Consider the following 16563-nt stretch of genomic DNA (forward strand, 5'->3'; position numbering starts at 1 on the left):
GCCCCGGTCAACCGCAACCGGGGCGACTCCCTGCTCGGTCTCTGCTGGTTACCGGACGCTCCACAGGGATGGTGACGGACATGATCGAAGCTTCGGCATCCTGATTCCGTTGCTTCCGACATCGACGTGGCGGCCCGAGTGGCCCGAAACCACAGAAGCTCGCGAACAGAGAATTAACGGTTTGATGGGATATTGCCGGGAACGTAAATCAACAGCCTGCTAGAACTGTCGCGGCCAGTTGATTTCCCCGCAGTAGCGCAGGAGGCCGGCAATCCGGTCTCCTGCTTTTTTTGGTGTTGTGTTCACGGTCCGCGAACGCCACGATTTTGCCGATGACGATCGCGCGATGCGCGTGTTAGAATTGCGCGATGGCCGCGATATCCGAGTCAGTCAACGGTGGGCGCTTCGACGCAACGCTGGCGCGCCATGGAATTCGCGCGCTCAGCCGTAAATCGCCCGCGACCATCCAGGTAAATGTCGGCAAGCTGTGCAACCAGGCGTGCCATCACTGTCACGTCGATGCAGGCCCGCGGCGCACCGAGCAGATGACGCGTGCGACGGCGGAGCGAGTGATCGAGGTGCTCGCGGCAAGTCCGCGAGTCGGGACCCTGGACATCACCGGCGGCGCGCCGGAGCTGAACCCGAACTTTGCGATGCTCGTGGAACGGGCGCGTGCGCTTGGCCGCAAGGTGATCGTTCGATGCAATCTGACGGTGACGCTGGAACCCGGGATGGAATGGCTGGTGGAATTCTACCGGCGGTCGGGCGTCGAATTGGTTTGTTCGCTCCCATGCTACACCGCGGAGAACACGGATCGTCAGCGGGGCGCGGGGGTGTTTGACAAGAGCATCGCGGCGTTGAAGCAACTGAATGCCGTCGGATTCGGGCGCGATGAGCTGCGGCTGGATCTCGTGTACAACCCGATTGGCGCGTCTCTGCCGCCGCCGCAGGCCGGGCTTGAAGAGCAATACCGGGAAGAACTCGCGCGCAATTTCGGGGTCGTTTTCGATCGGCTGCTGACAATTGCGAACATGCCGATCGCCCGCTTCGCCAATCAGTTGAGAACTACCGGGATTCACTCAGCGTACATGAGCCTGCTGGTGAATCACTTCAACCCAGCGACCGTGGATGGGCTGATGTGCCGCAGCCTGGTCAGTGTCGGATGGGACGGGCGGCTCTACGACTGCGATTTTAATCAGATGCTGGAAATTCCGCTCGGTGACAGTGCTGCATCGACGATCTGGGACATCGAAGATGTGGGCGAACTTGCAGGCGCGCGCATCGCGACCGGATCGCATTGTTTCGGATGCACGGCGGGCGCGGGATCGAGCTGCGGCGGCGCGATCGCCTGAGTCGAAGGGCGTCACCGTAAAATGGAGAAGCTGAGTAACGCGCGAGCGGCAGTTCAAGCGTTGCGCTCGTGATCGGAAAACCAGGCTGAGGTGCAAGCTGATGAAGATCAAAACGAGCATTAACGTAGTCGTGGCGTCGGCCGTTTTCTGGATGGCGCTGATGGGTGCGGCTTGCGCCGCAAACAACCCCGTTCCCGGATGGGATCCGAATGCGTTCCGCGACCAAAGCACGCTCCAGATCATGACGATCGGGCCCGAGGAGGGCGAGCACTGGTCGAGGCTGTGGCTGGCCGTTATCGACGGGCAGCTATACGTCCGGCTGGGCGATCGAGCGTACGGCAGAATTCAGAAAAACACGGCGGGCCTCTACGTGAAGGTGAAGATTGGCGACAATGAGTTCGACAAGGTCCGCGCGGAGGCGGCGCCTGAAATGGCAGACAAGGTCGCAGCCGCGATGGCCGACAAGTACTGGATGGACATTCTGGTTCGGCACGAGTCGCATCCGATGACGGCGCGCCTGGTTGCGGAGCCGACCCCATCGCCGGCGCCGGCGAAATGATCGACGGCGCGGCGCATCGCCTTTCAACGCAATGTTCGCGGCGCTGCGAGGGCGGCAAATAAAACGATGCCGCCCGTCTGACTTCGGCGAGCGGCCGCTTTGTCCCCTTTTGTGAAGTTCAGACCCCGGCCGATTTGTAGAGCGCGCAGCGCAGCTTGAAGAAGTGAGCCATCGAGGTGAGGTATCGGACGCGCCACGCCGCCGCCATCTTGCCCTTCGTGAGATCGAGGCCGTAACGCCGTCCGATCAAGTCGTAGGCGGACTTTATCCGCTTGAATAGATCGTCCGAGAAACCCGGCCTGAGTTGCGAAAGGCCGCCGATCTTTTTGATCAATTCCGGGCTGTAGGCTGCGAGCGCGACCAGACTGTCGGCAAACAGTTCATCCTCTTCGAGCAGATGATTGGCGAACGCGCCTTCCATGAATGCCGTGTGGGCGGCCTTTTCTCCGATCAACGAGCCGTAGATGTAGTGGCCGAGTTCATGGCCGAGTGTCGCGGCGACAGCGCCGGGATGATGCGCGGTGTTGACGAAGATCACGAACTTGCTTTTGTCGCCAAGCCTGGCACGGCAGTAAAATCCGCGCAGCGCGAGCCCTGCGCCGGTGCGATAAGGTTCGGCCCGCAGTTCGAGTTCGCGTGGACCGAAAATTTTGCCCAGGTAACCGAGCAATTGCGGGCTGCCGAGATCCGCCGGGCCGCCGTAAGCCGAGGCGTGTCGATTGATGTCATTCTCGACGATCTGCGCCAATTCCCTGAGCAGAGGCTTGGATGGAAGCGCGGGCACCTCCGCATAGTCGGCGGAGAGAATCTTTTTCAGGTCAGAAAGCTGATTGAGGACCCGGGGCCCGAGCGAGTCGAATGGAACCTTGATTTCGGCGAGCAGCTTGGAAACGAGATGGTCAACTTCACGAGTTTCCAGCGCCGCAGGTTCTCGCGACGGCATTCGTTTAGCAGGGGCCGGCGATGAAGTCAGGGCTGCACTCATAAAACGACCACGAAGTCGAAATGCCAGACTGACTGGCATGACCGACGTTTTATTTTAAGTGACTCGCGCTGCTTTCCAAAGCTCATCTATATCGGTCTAAGATGAGCAAATCGTATGCCATACTACCTATAGATAGCGCAATTGGATGCCAACCAATTAATAGTGTGGGGAACTTCGCTACGATGCGCCCTTGCAACTTGGCAAGTGCGCTTTTGAACCAATTACCCGACGCTGCGATCAGCCGGAGGTATCCGAAAGCCCCCAGCTGACCGCACCGCGGCTGGCCACGCCGCCGCCGACAGGTCACGCGGTCCGGTGCGACACGGAGGCGGACTTCGACGGGGCAGTTTTGGCGCCGTTTGGCGCGTCCAAGCCCGTCGGGCCGTTCCGAAATACCGCAACGGTTGCCATCATCGGTACGGCTTGCCATTAGTGTCATTTTCAAAATGCCGAAAACCAAATTTGAAATTCTACCCGGCTTGCCGTATCCGCTTGGCGCGACCTGCGACGGTGCGGGAGTGAACTTTTCGATATTTTCCGAGCACGCGACCGGCGCGATGCTGTGCCTGTTTGGCGGCGCCGCTGTCGCTGGTAACACCGAGATCGCGCGAATACCGCTGGTCGAGCGCACCGAGCACATCTGGCACGCCTATGTTCGCGGTGTTCGGGCCGGTCAGCGTTATGGCTATCGCGTCAGCGGTCCCTACGATCCCCCCGCGGGACATCGCTTCAACTCCGCCAAGCTGCTGCTCGACCCGTATGCGCGGGCGCTCGATCGCACGCCTCGATGGGACGATTCGATGATCGGCTATCGCTCGACCGCGGTCGACGCTGCGCCTCGTCTGGATCTGCGGAACAGCGCGTCTGCGATGCCCAAGTGCGTGGTTGTCGATTCAGCGTACGACTGGGATGGCGATCGCAAGCCCGCAATTCCGTGGGAGGATCTCGTCATCTACGAGGCGCACGTGAAGGGGATGACCGCGCTGCATCCCGAAGTGCCGCGCCGGGTTCGAGGCAAATTTGCGGCGCTCGCGTCGCTGGCCGTCATCCGGCACTTGACCGCGCTCGGCGTGAACGCGGTTGAATTGATGCCGGTGCATCAGGCAGCCCCCGAACGCCGCTTGTCCAAAACCGGCCTGAGCAACTATTGGGGATACAATACAATCGGTTATTTCGCGCCGGACATCCGCTTCGGATCCCGCGGCGGGCCCGGCAGTTGCGTCACGGAATTCAAGGCAATGGTGAAGGCGTTGCACGGCGCGGGAATCGAGGTGATCCTCGACGTCGTTTACAACCATTCGGGCGAGGGGAATGAGAGCGGGCCGACGATTTGTTTCCGGGGAATCGACAACGCGACTTACTATCGGCTGCGCACCGACGGCAGCGGCCGATGCGAGGATTACACGGGCACCGGGAACTCGCTCGACATGACACACCCGCGGGTTCTGCAGATGGTAATGGACAGCCTGCGCTACTGGATACTCGAGATGCACGTGGACGGATTCCGCTTCGACCTTGCGACCACACTTGCGCGCGGTCCGGGCGGCGAATTCGCGGTCAGGAGCCCGTTTTTTGCGGCGATTGCGCAGGACCCTGTGATATCGGCGGCCAAATTGATCGCGGAGCCGTGGGACGTCGGCGATGGCGGCTACCGGGTCGCCGGGTTTCCGGTCAACTGGAAGGAATGGAACGGCAAATACCGCGACAGCGTGCGCGATTTCTGGCGCGGCGCGGGCTATTCGATGGGCGAGTTTGCATCGCGCGTCACCGGCAGTTCGGACCTGTACCGCGCCGGCGGCCGCGCGCCGCTCGCGAGCATCAACTTTGTCACCGCGCACGACGGCTTCACGCTCGCCGACCTCGTTTCGTACAACGAAAAGCACAACGAGGCGAATGGCGAGGAAAACCAAGACGGCCACAGTGACAATCGATCGTGGAATTGCGGCGTGGAAGGACCGAGCGAGGATCCCGCAATTCGCGCGCTTCGCGAGCAGCAAAAGCGCAACTTCCTTGCGACGCTGTTGCTGTCGCAGGGCGTACCGATGATGCCGGCCGGCGACGAGCTCGGACGTTCGCAGCGCGGCAACAACAACGCCTACTGCCAGGACAATCCGATTTCATGGATCGATTGGGATAGCGCCGACGCGACGCTGATCGATTTCACCCGGCGGCTGATCCAGCTCCGCCGCAAGCATCCGATCTTCCGGCGCCGGGGATGGTTCACCGGCGCCCCTGCGAAGGGCAGCCGGCTGAAAGATCTCGAATGGTTCCGGCCCGACGGCGCCGAGATGACCAGTAGCGACTGGGGGGTAGGATACGCGAAAACGCTCGGCGCGTTCATGAACGGAAAAGCGATAACCGAACGCGATCGCGCCGGCGCTCGAATTGCCGACGACAGCTTCTTTGTGATGTTCAACTCATATCGCGAGCCCATGGAATTCAAGCTGCCGCCGAAACCATGGGGGCGCGAGTGGACGATAATCCTCGACACCGCGGATGCGGCGGCGCCGCAGCGCGTACGATCATTCTCATTCGAAGAACGGGTTCACCTCGCGGGACACGCGATGGTCGTGTTGCGGCGCGCAGCGTGAATCGCGGTTTTACCGGCGGTGTCCGGCAGCGGCTACGAAACCTCCATGCCCTGAGCGCGGAAGACTTGCGCCATATCGACCGCCGGATAAATTTCGAACGAGACCCCGCGCCAGTACTCGATCATCGTGCGGATGTCGTTGTGATTGGACGACTCGAACACGAGCACGTCCGGAGTATCGCTGCTCAGCGGTCCGTAAAAGCCGATGGTCTTCAATCCGGCCGGCTTGGCGCCCTCGTTCCACCATTTGCGCGATTTTGCGATGATGTCGGTGTCGAATCCCGGCCTGTTCTTGATGAACGCAATGTAGAGCATGGCTGATGCCTCCTTGTTTCGACGATCGATCCGAGCATTGGTTATAGCACCGCACGTTTCTTGAGTCGCGGGAAGCTGGCGGGCGCGATCGGTCGCGAACCGTTGTGTTGGGTCGTGATCGGCGGTCGTTTGGCAGCGATTCCAAGCGCCGGGTCGCTATCGGTGCGAGAAACTCACGGATGTTGCTTACACGGAATATTATCAACCGAAAGTTTTGAGGAATGGTTAAGCCGTTGAAGACACACCGCTACCGGTGTGTCTGTTGCGAGGACGGAAGGCAAAAGCTCAGGCCGGAAATATCCGCACTTGCGGCTAAATTTAAGCGACAGTCGCTTCAGGCCAGAACTGTTCGTCGACGCACTGGTCGAACGACCACGGACAGTCTTTTGGAAACATCCCGTCATCCAGGCCAGTTTCCGCTTCCGCGGCGTATCGCGCTTCTTCAAACGCGTCGGGCAGGATCTCTACCGTCTTGGGCTGCAGGCTGGGGCTCTTGCGAAGTAAGCGGCGAACGGCAACACGCTGTTCCTGGACGGAGGCCCTCCAGCTGTTGCACTGTTTTTCCGGTTGATATTTCCACTTCAGGAGATGGGACAACAGAATCTTGAGGCGGTTTTCGAGCTCCCTTTCCTCGCTTTTGCCCAAGTCCTTGATCTCCTCGGCGACGTTGCTGAAGTCGGTTTCCTGAAGAGGTGCCCGTTCAACAGCTTCCGCCTGTCCTTCGGTCCACCCGTAATAGTCGCGGTCGTACAAACTCTCTGCTTCAACGGGCGCTAGCCGCCAGAACACTGGCAACACGGACATACGGAGTACCAGCCACCATAGGTAGGTGAGGTCTGCGGACGACGAGAGTTCACGATCGTCAATCAATCCATGTGCGAGTCTGTGTCTGAGGTTGGGTCCCGAACGTGCCACTAAGAGGCCCTCCAAGTCGAAGGCCAAATCCTCTGAGAAGACCCTTTTGAAGTCTTCGGACTCCAGGAGAGGCTGCAAGGTTATGTCCTCTTGCACTCCTTCGCTGAGTAGCTTTGAAGTACGATTGCCGCTCGCGGAGAGAACGTATCTAAAGGAATTCTCCAACTGAGGGATCAGGAGATTCGCGGCAATCAAAAGGTCGCCTGTCATACCCGCCTGCAGGCCACGCGCGAAGGTCTGCTGGCGCTCGGGCGGAACTACGGGGTTGTTCTCCACGATTGTCTGCCAGTCTTCGACCTTAATCTCGTGCTCGGACAAGATCTGCTGCCTTGCGGGTTCAATAACGGCTTGGGCCGTTAGCGCACGGTGAAGGGCGGTCTCGCGGAACATCGACCAGCGCATCGCTTCTTCAATTTCGTCCGCATCATCGGTTGCCATCGATGGTTTCTTTGAAACCACTTTGCCAGAGGCGTCGACGACCTGAGCGGCGAGATAGTGTATCAATGGGAAGTCTTTGACATGCTCACTTACGCGCGCGCGCAATTCCTTGAGATTAGGTGGCGCCGACAACTGCGCCAACGCGAGCAGTGCCTCGTACAGGCCCTTGCCTTTTATGGCGGTCATGGCTTGCATCGCAATGGGCCGGATATCGATTTGACCGGATGCGATCCGTCCCATCTGAGAAGTCGAGAGTCGCTGAACCTTGAGCAGGCGCTTGTGCAAGGCTTCTACCCGGTCTCGCGGATAGTTGCTGATGCGTCGGTAGGCCTCAATGGCTCTTGTTAGACTGTCGGCTACCAGCATGTAGCTAGGAGGCTTGCCGGCTTCGAGAAGGTCTGCCTTGTGAACATACTCCTCCGCCGCGGCGATGATCGCATCCTTTTGAGCAGCCTCGTCACCGGCTAGTGCGAGCCACTTCGCTTCACGAGTTCTGAATTCGCGCACTGTATCAGGGTAGGCCTCAGAAGTGTTCGCCGCGGTTTTCGCAATCAGAGCGTACTCCCTGGGATCGCCAACACGGAACTCGATCAGCAGATCCATGAGTTGAAGAGACAGCGGCACGAGCCGCGGAGCGAGTTGCCGAACAAGCTGCTGGATGTAGTCAGTTGCTTCCTTGGCTCGGGGTCCGTCGTTGACTAGGCGAGCTAGGCGCAGAGCGCGTTCGATCTGTTGAACGCAGTACACGAGAGATACGTCCTGCGCATTTCGGAGTTCTAGGGGCGCAGCTGCGAATCGCCGAGCCGACTCAATGTAAGCATCGATGGCAATCTGCGCGGAGCGGAAGTCTCGCTTTCTGACCCATACTACATCGGCGAGCCGGGCGCGCAGCGCCGGATTAGTCACGGACGGTGTGAGTTCGTGCAGGATTTGGACGTCTTCCTCCGTGAGGTCACTCGGAATTGCGCTTCGTCGCCCTCCCATAATTAGCGCCGCCGTAAAAGGCTCGGTCGCGGAACGCGGTGAAAAATGAAAAAAGGTAATGTCTCTCAGGAGAAAAAAGACGGCGGCAGTTGTTTGGTCCCCAGCCTCTTTGGCCGCCGCGTATTTCTTTCCGAACAACTCGGAATAACGGAAGTAAGTATCGTTCGGAGCATCAGCGATCGCTTGCTCCCACTGGCACCGCTGGAAGTCGGCGACACTGAGCGGGGTTGCCCTTTGTTCGCCCATTCCGCGGCCGTGTTCCGAAAGGTTCCGAGTCTCCATAAGCCTACAGTTTACACCCACCAGACCGCTGTGGCGAACGAGCGCGCGGCCGGCAGTTCCGGGCCTATCGCGGTTCCACCTGGCGGGGGCGATCAGTCGCGAACCAATACGCCGCGATGAATCCCGTCAGCATCAGAAGCGCGCAGATCCATACTACGGGCAGGATCGCAGGCTGGCGCATGTGACAAGCAAGTTTCCGGCTTGAAGAAAGCTCGCCTGCCCGCAGGGGATCAGACCCGAACTTCTTCGACCAGATTTACAGGCACGATCCGCGCGACACGTTTCATGACCTTTTTGTTTTGCTCAGCCTTCTTCAGGTCGTAGGCTGCCTGCAACCGCATCCATACTTCCGGTGAGCCGCCAAACAGGCGGGATACCTTCAGGCACATGATGGCAGACAGGGGCTTGCGCTGCGCCAGAATGTCGTGAAGCATCTGGCGGGACACCCCCAAGGCTTTCGCCGCAGCCGTCACGGACAGGCCGACAGACGGCAGGATGTCTTGCTTGATAATCTCGCCCGGATGGACGGGCGGCAGTCCGTTCCTTTTATCCATAACTTCCTTCCTAATGGTAATCTTCAAAATCGATATCCAACGCGTTTTCGCCCGACCATCGGAACGTGATGCGGTAATTCCCGGTCACACGCACCGACCAGCGTTTTGGGTTGCCTTGCAGGCCGTGGAAGCGAAAGCCTGCGATATTGATGTCCTCCGGCTGCGCCGCTGCTTCCAGCAATTGCAGGATACGCACGCACTTCCTTATATGACCGGCGCCGATCCGGCGTGTCTTGCCGGTGAGGTGAATTTCTTGAAGCCCTTCATGCCTGAAGCCGCCGCTCATTCTCTTTGAGTGTAAATGGTTTAGTTTACAGTGTCAATTAAACAGTTTCCTCTAACGCCGGGCGGGCGGGATCGGTCGCGAACCAATACGCCGCGATGAATCCCGTAAGTAGAGCGATGAAGCTGGTTTCCTCGAGCGCGCGCACCAGCCATGGGAATGTCCGCTGGAACCCGGTCGGCGGCGGTCTGCTATTTCGCGGGCATGAACCCCGCCATGGCGCGGTGAGAGCCAAAAAGCGCAAGGCAAAGAAGTAATAAAATTCATCGCAATTTGAGTTGACACTTATCTCATACTGAGATATATTCTGGGCATGCGGGTCATCTCGGAGAAGGCGCTCAGGGACTTCGCGCAACAATACCCCGATGCTGACGCGCCGCTGCGAGTATGGTGCAAGCTGGTCAAAAGTGGAACGTATCCGAACTTGGCCGAGCTGAAGCGAACCTTCGGATCGGTGGACTACGTGCCGACCGGCGAGGGCGATTTCTACGTTTTCAATATTGCTGGTAACAAGTACAGGCTGATCGCAGCGATTCACTTCAACAGGCAAATGCTGTTCATCCGCTACATCTTGACCCATGCAGAATACGACAGAGGTGGCTGGAAAAAGTGAAAAGTCAGACTATCACTCGAACCCTAAAGAACCCGGCCGCATTCGCTCCGCTCCTCGCGATTCACAGCGCCCGCGAATACGACACCGCGGTCAATCAGCTCAACAAACTGGTTGACGAGATTGGCGACAACCCGCGGGACCCACGTTACCGCTTCATCGAAACGCTGAGCGTGCTGATCGAGGCATACGACGCGGAGCATCATGCTTTAGCCGACGCCTGCGGGCTCGAAGTGCTCAAGTATCTGATGGAGGAGCACGGCCTGAGGCAGTCTGATCTGCCCGAGATCGGCAGCCAAGGCGTAGTATCGGAAGTGCTGCGCGGAAAGCGCGAACTCAATGTACATCAGATCGAAAAACTTGCCGCGCGGTTTCACGTCTCGCCGGCGGCGTTCCTGGCGACACCCTAAATGATGGCGGTCGGTCGGTGGCGGGATCAGGAACCGGACCTGCGAGACTACAAAAGCGCTCAGGGCATCCGGGTTATGATGCCTTCCGATGGCGCGGAGGCCTGAACGGAGATTCGTTCTTGCTGAATCCACCCCGAGAGCAGCTTCTTCTCGGTCTCGCTTAGGGTCTCGCCTCGGCTCGCCTTTTCGGCGGCGGTAAGAATTGGCGGAGCGATTCCGGATGGGAGTAAGCTAACGGTTACACCCTGGGGCGAACCGAAAGTTTCACGGTCGAACGAGATGCCCCTCCAAAGACTGAATATGATGACCGCGGTACCAAAGACAACGAAGAAGGTACCCGGTGCGGCCTGTTTGAGGAGCAGGTGCTTATCGCCCCAGGCGGCTTTGAGCTCGCCGGCTTTCTCGTACACCCCTCGGCTGAAGAGCTTGTATCCGCAGTAGACGATGGCGAACCCGACAACGATAGTGCCCATTCGATAGGATGCTGTGATAAGAAGGATTGAATTCATTTCCACAATACCTCTGCGAGGCTTGAGAGACGCGAGGAACACTCCCAAAGCGCCGACTCTTTGCTCGCACAAGCATATTATGTCGCCAAACGCATTTCTATGGCGCTGGCACCACCGCACTCATTAAGAGCTGTCGTACAAGCCCTTTGGCGATCTGCCAAAACATTGATGAGTCATTCAGGTTAAGTGTGACCCCGTGTCGAAGCTCCTTCTCAGGGTGAATGTAGTTCCGATATTCCTTCAACACGTCCGCCAAGTTCTTGGCGGAATCCGTGATCCAGTTTAACTCGTGGGCGACCCTGATGTACGAATCTAGCATCCACTGTTGGTAGTTGATGGTCTTTCCGGTCTTAGGGTCCTTGGGAGCCTCTGAAGCGTTGATGAGTGCACTCTTATCCGACATCTTATTGGCCCTGGCCACGAAAAGCGCCTCCAGAAGCCCACCCATCATTACAATTGCTGCCAAGTGCGCGCCAGCTGTCACGCATCGGTGACACTCGTACCAGCGTCGCGTCAAGATGTCTAGCATCTGCGGGTTACCGGCGAGTGGCGAAAAGTCGGGAGCAAGGTCGTCTATACTCCCGGCGGCGGCTGCCAAAGGGGCTACCAATATGGCAGCGCGGACCGCGATAAGAGCGTCTTTGGTTTCCTTCAGTGCGTCGAGATATGTCTGCCTTGCTGCGTGCTTAGCCGTTGAATCTAGAATGGTTGTGTAAGAACGGTCCGTATCGGTGAGATCCACACCAACGGCAGCTCCGATCACGATTGGGCGATGGGAATTAAACCAAGCGTGCGCAGTCGACTTCAGCGTCGCCAATGCGTCCACGGTGTGAATCTGTTTAGTCTTGATCTTAGCTATCAAGGACCGCGCTGTCGTCACTTCCGATATTGCGGCATCAACGGCCTCGGAGGCAGCGGGCATTAGCGAATCCTCGAATTAGGGTTCCGCAGCGCCACGTTTACGAGCTCGCCTTTGTGGTCTTTTTTCTCCTTGATTTCGTTGGCGCTTTCCTCGTTACCTTGCCGCGATTGTTCGCTTGCGCAGGTTCGTTCCCAGGGAGCGTCACGGCGACCAAATTCTCGCCGACGGTGCTGATTTGGAATTTGCCCGGTTTTGTACTGTCCAAGTATCCAGAGGCCTTCGCATTGTTTAGGGTCGCAATCGGTTTTTTCGGTCGCTTGCGACCCGCCAGTCGAGCTGCGTCTGTTAAATCCTTTGCTTCTATAGATTCCTTCTTCAGCGATTGAGGCGCTTCGAATCTGTAGAAGTACGCGACCACGGCCGCAAATTGCTGGTCGCTTTTGGGAGCCTTCGCCGCAACGAATTCTCTGATATCTTTCGCAGGTGCAGGGGCGTACGGTGAAGCACTGGGTGCTGCCGCCGGGTGGCCCGGTGTCGGTACCGGAGGCTGAACAGGATGATGCGAGGAGGCCAAACCCAGTGACTCACTCGCAAAACGGATAGCGAGCTCTTGATAAGCCCGATCCAGACCCGTTAGCGTTTCGACGATCGCCTTCGCGGCATCAAAAACCTTTGCGGCGTTAGGGTCTTCGCTCATGCTTTTCTCCAGCGTCGGCTAAATTCCTAGTCCATTTCGTCCGTTCCGTGCGTGATATTCATGGACAAGACGCATTCGATGCAGATATCCATAGAGATTGTTCCATCCGGGTTGGTCGTCCATTTCGGAGTTACGTCGGGATCGGTCTTCAAGAGTCCGGCGGCGCGCGGGGGCATGCGGTTGCGCTGATACTTAGTTCCCGCCGGAATCTCCTCGTCGCAGACGTCGCAGAATCGTTTCCCGTCTTTAATCATACACGGTTGGCAGCGAAGTGCAGTCTACCCCAACGCTAACTCGGTGTGAATCCGGTCTGACCTACTGATTGCGGGGGCGATCGGTCGCGAACCAATACGCCGCGATGTATCCCGTCAGTAAAGCGATGAAGCTGGTTTCCTCAAGCGCGCGCACTATCCATGGGAATGTGCGCTGGAACCCGGTCGGCGGCGGGATCAGGAACCGGTTGAAGACGCGGAGCGAAACCGCGCTGAGGAGATAGGCCAACGCCGCCATCCAGACGGCCCGCGCGCTTGCCCGCCCATCGGCCGCGGCCGCGACCATTTGCACGAACGGAATAGCCAGTAACACCAGATAGTGATGCCATCCGACCGGCGACAGCATGATCGAGGCCGCGATCCACAGCGAGTAGATTCTCCAGTCGGGATCGCCGCGGTTCGCATCGGCGAGCGTCGCGCGAATAGTCATTCCAAGTACTACCAGGTCCGCAACGGCGACGGCGGCGCGTCTGGTCCAATCGGCCGATGAGCCCGACGCGGTACCGGTCAACGCCCAGAACGTCCGCGACACGAATGGTCCGAGCGAAAGATTATCCACCCGATTAACTACTGAGTAGTCAGTGAGCCACAATGCACCGTAAACGAAGCTGAGAGTTTGGGTTAAACCCACAGCCGCGACAGTTACGAATACTCCTGCCGCGATTCCAGCCGCCGCGAACGCAACCGCGCGCCATTTTCGACGAATCACAAAATAGCCGACGAGTAGAAGCGGGTACGCCCGCAACAGCCCGGCCGATGCGATCAGCAAGCCGGCTGCGCCGTCGCGCTCGCGTTTCATCGCGCGCATCGCGCCCACCATCAGAGCCAGGACTATCAGCTGCGATTGTCCCCAATAAAAATTCAAATTCACCGGCGCCGACATCAGAATCAGTCCCGCCAGCATCCACGCCGTGCGCCCGGAAAGCCCGCGTCGATGCGCAAGCATCAGGTACATCGCGATCGCCAATGCCGAAAAGTTGATTGCGGTCCAGATCCAGAATGCGACGCGCGGCCGCAGGCAGGTGAGAGGTTCGAAGCAAAGCAGAAACGGGGGAGTCTCGGAAGCGTGAAGCAGCCCGCCGGTCTCCAGGCCGAGCTGGGCGCCGATCGGGGTCAAATTCGTGGAATACGGATCGATTCCATGGCGGAGCGCCCACGCTGATTCGTAATAGTTCGAGAAGTCGCGACGGCGCCACTGGCCGGGCATCTTGGTGAACGTGCCCGCCAACATCAGGAGCGCGCAGATCCAGACTACGGTCAGGATTGCGGGGTGACGCATCGCGGCCGCGATTCGTTCGCTGTTCACGCCCAAGTATGGGCAAACGACGACCTGCGAGACTACAAAAACGATTAGCCAGCGCGTTATCTGGAGAACTCAAAATCGGTTTGAGGCAAAACCGCAAATCCACGGCGCCAAGCGACGCAACCATTGAAGGGTAATTTTTGGTGCCGAGAGCGGGACTTGAACCCGCACGTGGTTGCCCACGGAGGATTTTGAGTCCTCTGCGTCTGCCATTCCGCCACCTCGGCACTCGAAGAAGCCGCAGACTCAAGCCCGGTTATCTTAAAGCAAAGACAGCGCCGCCGGCAATCGCGACCGGACAGCGCCGACCCACGCATCGATCGCGACGGCGCGATTCGATCATGCATCGAATCCCGACAGTCTGCGCGACGCAGCGACCGGGATAGCCAATCAACAGCGACCGCCGCAGTATTGTGACGGTCATAAGTTAATAATGACATGAATACTAAGTGCGATTCTCAATTATATATCGCGATTGCTTGCTTGGTATAGTATCGCGAGCACACTATGTATTCATGGAAGCAGTTGCCCCGCGCATTTCCGCGCCGGTTGCCGTCCCGCATCCGCATGTCACAAGCGCAGGCCTAAGACACGCTCTCGGCAACTGTATCCTGGCAGTAGCGTTCCTGCTGGCGACGATCCCGGCCGCGCGCGAACTCAGTTTTAGCCTGGCGGGAGCCGCTAACGTGGTATGGCTGACGGGCGCCGCGATCATGGCCGTCATGTCGTTCGCGCGATTTGCGCCGCGCACCTCGACGGTAAATCTGCGCACGCTCGCCGCATCGGGCGCCATGCTAATCCTTCCGTGTTTGATGCGTCCGACAATCGTATCCAGCGGCGCGCTCGCGACGACGGGACTTATTTTCGAGTTGTTCGGCATCGTGCTGAGCCAAGTCGCGCGCGTCTATATGGGTCGCAGCTTCGGTGTGTTGCCGGCGAACCGTGGAATCGTGTCGAAGGGGCCGTTTCGATGGGTTCGTCATCCGATATATTTCGGATGGCTGATACTTTCGATTGGCTATGCGATGTCCTATCCGAGCGAGCGCAACATTATGCTGATTGCGACGACGCTTCCCTTTATGGTCTGGCGAATCGGTCAGGAAGAAGTACATTTGCGCGCGGACCCCGAGTACCGTCGCTACATGGGTCGGGTCCGGTACCGTTTGTGGCCCGGGGTGTTTTGAGCGAGGTTTGATGCCGGGTGCGGGCGAGGCCGGTGTGCGGCGCTCATATTGCTCGTTGCTCGCCGCAGCGGCGGTTATCTGAGCGGCGCGGTCGCTCGATTCGGATCTTCGCGGTAAAGCGCCAGCGTCACGACGAACGCGCATCCGCCGGTCGGAAGATTCGCGGCTGCGATCTCGCCGCCATGCGCGCGCGCGATTTCCCGGCACAGGCTCAAGCCCAGGCCGCTGCCTTCGCCGGGCGACCCTGCGCCGCGAAAAAATCGATCGAAAATATGCGGCAGCTCCGCCGGATGGATTCCCTCCCCGGTGTCGGCGACGCGGATAATCGCACGATTCGAATCGCTCCTCAGCCCGACTTCGATCGATCCCTGTGCGGGCGTGAACTTCAGGGCGTTGTCGAGCAGATTGACAAGGAGGCGGCGCAGATGCCCTGCGTTGCCGTTGACGAAAACGTCCTTGGGCGCGTTGACCGAAAGCTTGATCTCGCGCGCCTGCGCCAGCGGTCCGACGGTCGCCGCTATCTCGGTCAGCAGGGCGCGAAGATTCAGCCGCTGCCGATCGACCATTACTTCGCCATTGAGCCGCGACAGCATCAGCAGTTCGTCGGCAATCCTGCACAGCGACAGCGCCTCGCGATGCGCGGCAGCCAGGGCCGCGCGATTTTGCTCGGCCGAGCGATCGCGCGCGAGCGCTACTTCCAGCCCCGTGCGCAGCACCGCCAGCGGGGTGCGCAGTTCATGCGCGGCGTCGGATGCGAACCTGCGCTCCGTGGCCGACGCGCGCTCCAGGCGCTCCAGCAATGCGTTGATGACGGCGGTGAGCCGTGCGACTTCATCGGCCACCGGCGGGACCGTCAGCCGCGAGCTCAGATTCGCCGGCCCAATCGCGTCGAGCTCCGCCGTCACCGATTCAATCGGCCGCAGCGCCCGGCCCGCCAGCAAGTATCCTCCACCGACGCAAAGCAGCAGCACGATCGGCAGCATGAGCAGCAGGAGGTTGCGAAGGCTGTTAACCGATTCCTGAACCAGGCGCGCCTGCACCCCGCTTTGCAGGTACGCGCGCTCGCCGTCGTACATCATCGGAACGACCGCGAACCTGAACGCGCGGTTGCCGACAATCGCCGCGTGGGTGGGGAGTGTCGGATCGAACGGCGGCGGGACCGTGTGGATGTCGCCGTAGTTTCCAAGCTCCCAATGCGCCGTGACGATTCGTACGCGCCGGCCGGGGCCGATATCCGTCTCGAGGCTCAGCCGGTGGAGAATTTCAAGGGCGCCCGGCGTGGCGCTGCGCTGGATTTGATCGGCGGTGTTCTCGGCCTCTTTGAGCAGGGCAGCATCGAGACCGCTCCATTGCTGGCGCTCGAAGAGTGTTACCACTGCGATCGCCGCGACCAGCAGGATCACCGCCAGCACCGCGGCCCAGTAAATGGTCAGCCTGAGTCTGATCGTCATTGGCGGCC

17 protein-coding genes and 1 tRNA gene are annotated in these 16563 nt (G+C 59.3%); 6 read left to right on the forward strand and 12 right to left on the reverse strand.

Annotated features, from left to right (window positions below):
- The first annotated feature begins 368 nt into the window (after window positions 1-368).
- Complete coding sequence (gene arsS, locus ABR989_RS16160) at window positions 369-1352, forward strand: arsenosugar biosynthesis radical SAM (seleno)protein ArsS (protein WP_428130345.1); 984 nt, start codon at window positions 369-371, stop codon at window positions 1350-1352.
- A gap of 100 nt (window positions 1353-1452) precedes the next feature.
- The gene (locus ABR989_RS16165; protein ID WP_428130346.1) at window positions 1453-1911 is read left to right on the forward strand and encodes a hypothetical protein; all 459 of its coding nucleotides are present in this window, start codon (window positions 1453-1455) and stop codon (window positions 1909-1911) included.
- A gap of 118 nt (window positions 1912-2029) precedes the next feature.
- On the opposite strand, the gene ABR989_RS16170 is transcribed toward ABR989_RS16165, so the two are convergent.
- The gene (locus ABR989_RS16170) at window positions 2030-2854 is read right to left on the reverse strand and encodes a hypothetical protein (protein ID WP_428130347.1); all 825 of its coding nucleotides are present in this window, start codon (window positions 2852-2854) and stop codon (window positions 2030-2032) included.
- Window positions 2855-3342: 488 nt separating this feature from the next.
- On the opposite strand from ABR989_RS16170, the gene glgX reads away from it, so the two are divergent.
- The gene (gene glgX, locus ABR989_RS16175) at window positions 3343-5487 is read left to right on the forward strand and encodes a glycogen debranching protein GlgX (RefSeq protein ID WP_428130348.1); all 2145 of its coding nucleotides are present in this window, start codon (window positions 3343-3345) and stop codon (window positions 5485-5487) included.
- 32 nt (window positions 5488-5519) lie between these two features.
- On the opposite strand, the gene ABR989_RS16180 is transcribed toward glgX, so the two are convergent.
- The 4 genes from ABR989_RS16180 to ABR989_RS16195 all read right to left on the reverse strand — a co-directional run bounded on the left by ABR989_RS16180 (window position 5520) and on the right by ABR989_RS16195 (window position 9260).
- Window positions 5520-5801, reverse strand: a complete 282-nt coding sequence (locus tag ABR989_RS16180; RefSeq protein WP_428130349.1) for a DUF3303 domain-containing protein — start codon at window positions 5799-5801, stop codon at window positions 5520-5522.
- A gap of 318 nt (window positions 5802-6119) precedes the next feature.
- Window positions 6120-8384 carry a DUF29 family protein gene (locus tag ABR989_RS16185; protein WP_428130350.1) on the reverse strand — a complete coding sequence of 755 codons (2265 nt, stop codon included), beginning with the start codon at window positions 8382-8384 and terminating at the stop codon, window positions 6120-6122.
- A 266-nt stretch (window positions 8385-8650) separates the two neighbouring features.
- Window positions 8651-8974 carry a HigA family addiction module antitoxin gene (locus ABR989_RS16190; RefSeq protein WP_428130351.1) on the reverse strand — a complete coding sequence of 108 codons (324 nt, stop codon included), beginning with the start codon at window positions 8972-8974 and terminating at the stop codon, window positions 8651-8653.
- A 10-nt stretch (window positions 8975-8984) separates the two neighbouring features.
- Window positions 8985-9260 (reverse strand): type II toxin-antitoxin system RelE/ParE family toxin, encoded by a 276-nt coding sequence (locus ABR989_RS16195; protein WP_428130352.1) that lies wholly within the window; start codon window positions 9258-9260, stop codon window positions 8985-8987.
- Between the two features lie 310 nt (window positions 9261-9570).
- Between ABR989_RS16195 and ABR989_RS16200 the strand changes: the two genes are divergently transcribed.
- Both ABR989_RS16200 and ABR989_RS16205 read left to right on the forward strand, forming a co-directional pair.
- Window positions 9571-9870: a type II toxin-antitoxin system HigB family toxin gene (locus ABR989_RS16200; RefSeq protein WP_428130353.1), complete on the forward strand. Its 300-nt coding sequence runs from the start codon at window positions 9571-9573 to the stop codon at window positions 9868-9870.
- On the forward strand, window positions 9867-10277 hold the full coding sequence (locus ABR989_RS16205) for a helix-turn-helix domain-containing protein (protein ID WP_428130354.1): 411 nt from the start codon (window positions 9867-9869) through the stop codon (window positions 10275-10277). Before ABR989_RS16200 ends, ABR989_RS16205 begins: the two co-directional genes overlap by 4 nt.
- A 59-nt stretch (window positions 10278-10336) precedes the next feature.
- Here the strand turns inward: ABR989_RS16205 and ABR989_RS16210 are convergent, their stop codons facing one another.
- The 6 genes from ABR989_RS16210 to ABR989_RS16235 all read right to left on the reverse strand — a co-directional run bounded on the left by ABR989_RS16210 (window position 10337) and on the right by ABR989_RS16235 (window position 14147).
- The gene (locus tag ABR989_RS16210) at window positions 10337-10786 is read right to left on the reverse strand and encodes a hypothetical protein (RefSeq protein WP_428130355.1); all 450 of its coding nucleotides are present in this window, start codon (window positions 10784-10786) and stop codon (window positions 10337-10339) included.
- A 97-nt stretch (window positions 10787-10883) separates the two neighbouring features.
- On the reverse strand, window positions 10884-11708 hold the full coding sequence (locus tag ABR989_RS16215; protein WP_428130356.1) for a hypothetical protein: 825 nt from the start codon (window positions 11706-11708) through the stop codon (window positions 10884-10886).
- Between the two features lie 37 nt (window positions 11709-11745).
- Window positions 11746-12345, reverse strand: a complete 600-nt coding sequence (locus ABR989_RS16220; RefSeq protein ID WP_428130357.1) for a hypothetical protein — start codon at window positions 12343-12345, stop codon at window positions 11746-11748.
- A 26-nt stretch (window positions 12346-12371) separates the two neighbouring features.
- Window positions 12372-12599 (reverse strand): hypothetical protein, encoded by a 228-nt coding sequence (locus ABR989_RS16225; RefSeq protein WP_428130358.1) that lies wholly within the window; start codon window positions 12597-12599, stop codon window positions 12372-12374.
- Between the two features lie 61 nt (window positions 12600-12660).
- The gene (locus tag ABR989_RS16230) at window positions 12661-13923 is read right to left on the reverse strand and encodes a glycosyltransferase family 87 protein (RefSeq protein WP_428130359.1); all 1263 of its coding nucleotides are present in this window, start codon (window positions 13921-13923) and stop codon (window positions 12661-12663) included.
- Between the two features lie 138 nt (window positions 13924-14061).
- Window positions 14062-14147 (reverse strand) — tRNA-Leu (locus ABR989_RS16235).
- A 288-nt stretch (window positions 14148-14435) separates the two neighbouring features.
- Between ABR989_RS16235 and ABR989_RS16240 the strand changes: the two genes are divergently transcribed.
- Window positions 14436-15104 carry a methyltransferase family protein gene (locus tag ABR989_RS16240; RefSeq protein ID WP_428130360.1) on the forward strand — a complete coding sequence of 223 codons (669 nt, stop codon included), beginning with the start codon at window positions 14436-14438 and terminating at the stop codon, window positions 15102-15104.
- A gap of 74 nt (window positions 15105-15178) precedes the next feature.
- Here the strand turns inward: ABR989_RS16240 and ABR989_RS16245 are convergent, their stop codons facing one another.
- Complete coding sequence (locus ABR989_RS16245) at window positions 15179-16555, reverse strand: sensor histidine kinase (protein ID WP_428130361.1); 1377 nt, start codon at window positions 16553-16555, stop codon at window positions 15179-15181.
- Between the last annotated feature and the right edge of the window lie 8 nt (window positions 16556-16563).

The organism is Binatus soli (SeqCode) (genome assembly GCF_050015535.1).
Taxonomy (GTDB): domain Bacteria; phylum Desulfobacterota; class Binatia; order Binatales; family Binataceae; genus Binatus; species Binatus soli.

Bases quoted from the DNA above. Each gene is read 5' to 3' on its own strand.
- arsS (WP_428130345.1), top strand. From the start codon at position 369: ATGGCCGCGATATCCGAGTCAGTCAACGGTGGGCGCTTCGACGCAACG.
- ABR989_RS16165 (WP_428130346.1), top strand. From the start codon at position 1,453: ATGAAGATCAAAACGAGCATTAACGTAGTCGTGGCGTCGGCCGTTTTC.
- ABR989_RS16170 (WP_428130347.1), bottom strand. From the start codon at position 2,854: ATGCCGTCGCGAGAACCTGCGGCGCTGGAAACTCGTGAAGTTGACCAT.
- glgX (WP_428130348.1), top strand. From the start codon at position 3,343: ATGCCGAAAACCAAATTTGAAATTCTACCCGGCTTGCCGTATCCGCTT.
- ABR989_RS16180 (WP_428130349.1), bottom strand. From the start codon at position 5,801: ATGCTCTACATTGCGTTCATCAAGAACAGGCCGGGATTCGACACCGAC.
- ABR989_RS16185 (WP_428130350.1), bottom strand. From the start codon at position 8,384: ATGGGCGAACAAAGGGCAACCCCGCTCAGTGTCGCCGACTTCCAGCGG.
- ABR989_RS16190 (WP_428130351.1), bottom strand. From the start codon at position 8,974: ATGGATAAAAGGAACGGACTGCCGCCCGTCCATCCGGGCGAGATTATC.
- ABR989_RS16195 (WP_428130352.1), bottom strand. From the start codon at position 9,260: ATGAGCGGCGGCTTCAGGCATGAAGGGCTTCAAGAAATTCACCTCACC.
- ABR989_RS16200 (WP_428130353.1), top strand. From the start codon at position 9,571: ATGCGGGTCATCTCGGAGAAGGCGCTCAGGGACTTCGCGCAACAATAC.
- ABR989_RS16210 (WP_428130355.1), bottom strand. From the start codon at position 10,786: ATGAATTCAATCCTTCTTATCACAGCATCCTATCGAATGGGCACTATC.
- ABR989_RS16215 (WP_428130356.1), bottom strand. From the start codon at position 11,708: ATGCCCGCTGCCTCCGAGGCCGTTGATGCCGCAATATCGGAAGTGACG.
- ABR989_RS16220 (WP_428130357.1), bottom strand. From the start codon at position 12,345: ATGAGCGAAGACCCTAACGCCGCAAAGGTTTTTGATGCCGCGAAGGCG.
- ABR989_RS16225 (WP_428130358.1), bottom strand. From the start codon at position 12,599: ATGATTAAAGACGGGAAACGATTCTGCGACGTCTGCGACGAGGAGATT.
- ABR989_RS16240 (WP_428130360.1), top strand. From the start codon at position 14,436: ATGGAAGCAGTTGCCCCGCGCATTTCCGCGCCGGTTGCCGTCCCGCAT.
- ABR989_RS16245 (WP_428130361.1), bottom strand. From the start codon at position 16,555: ATGACGATCAGACTCAGGCTGACCATTTACTGGGCCGCGGTGCTGGCG.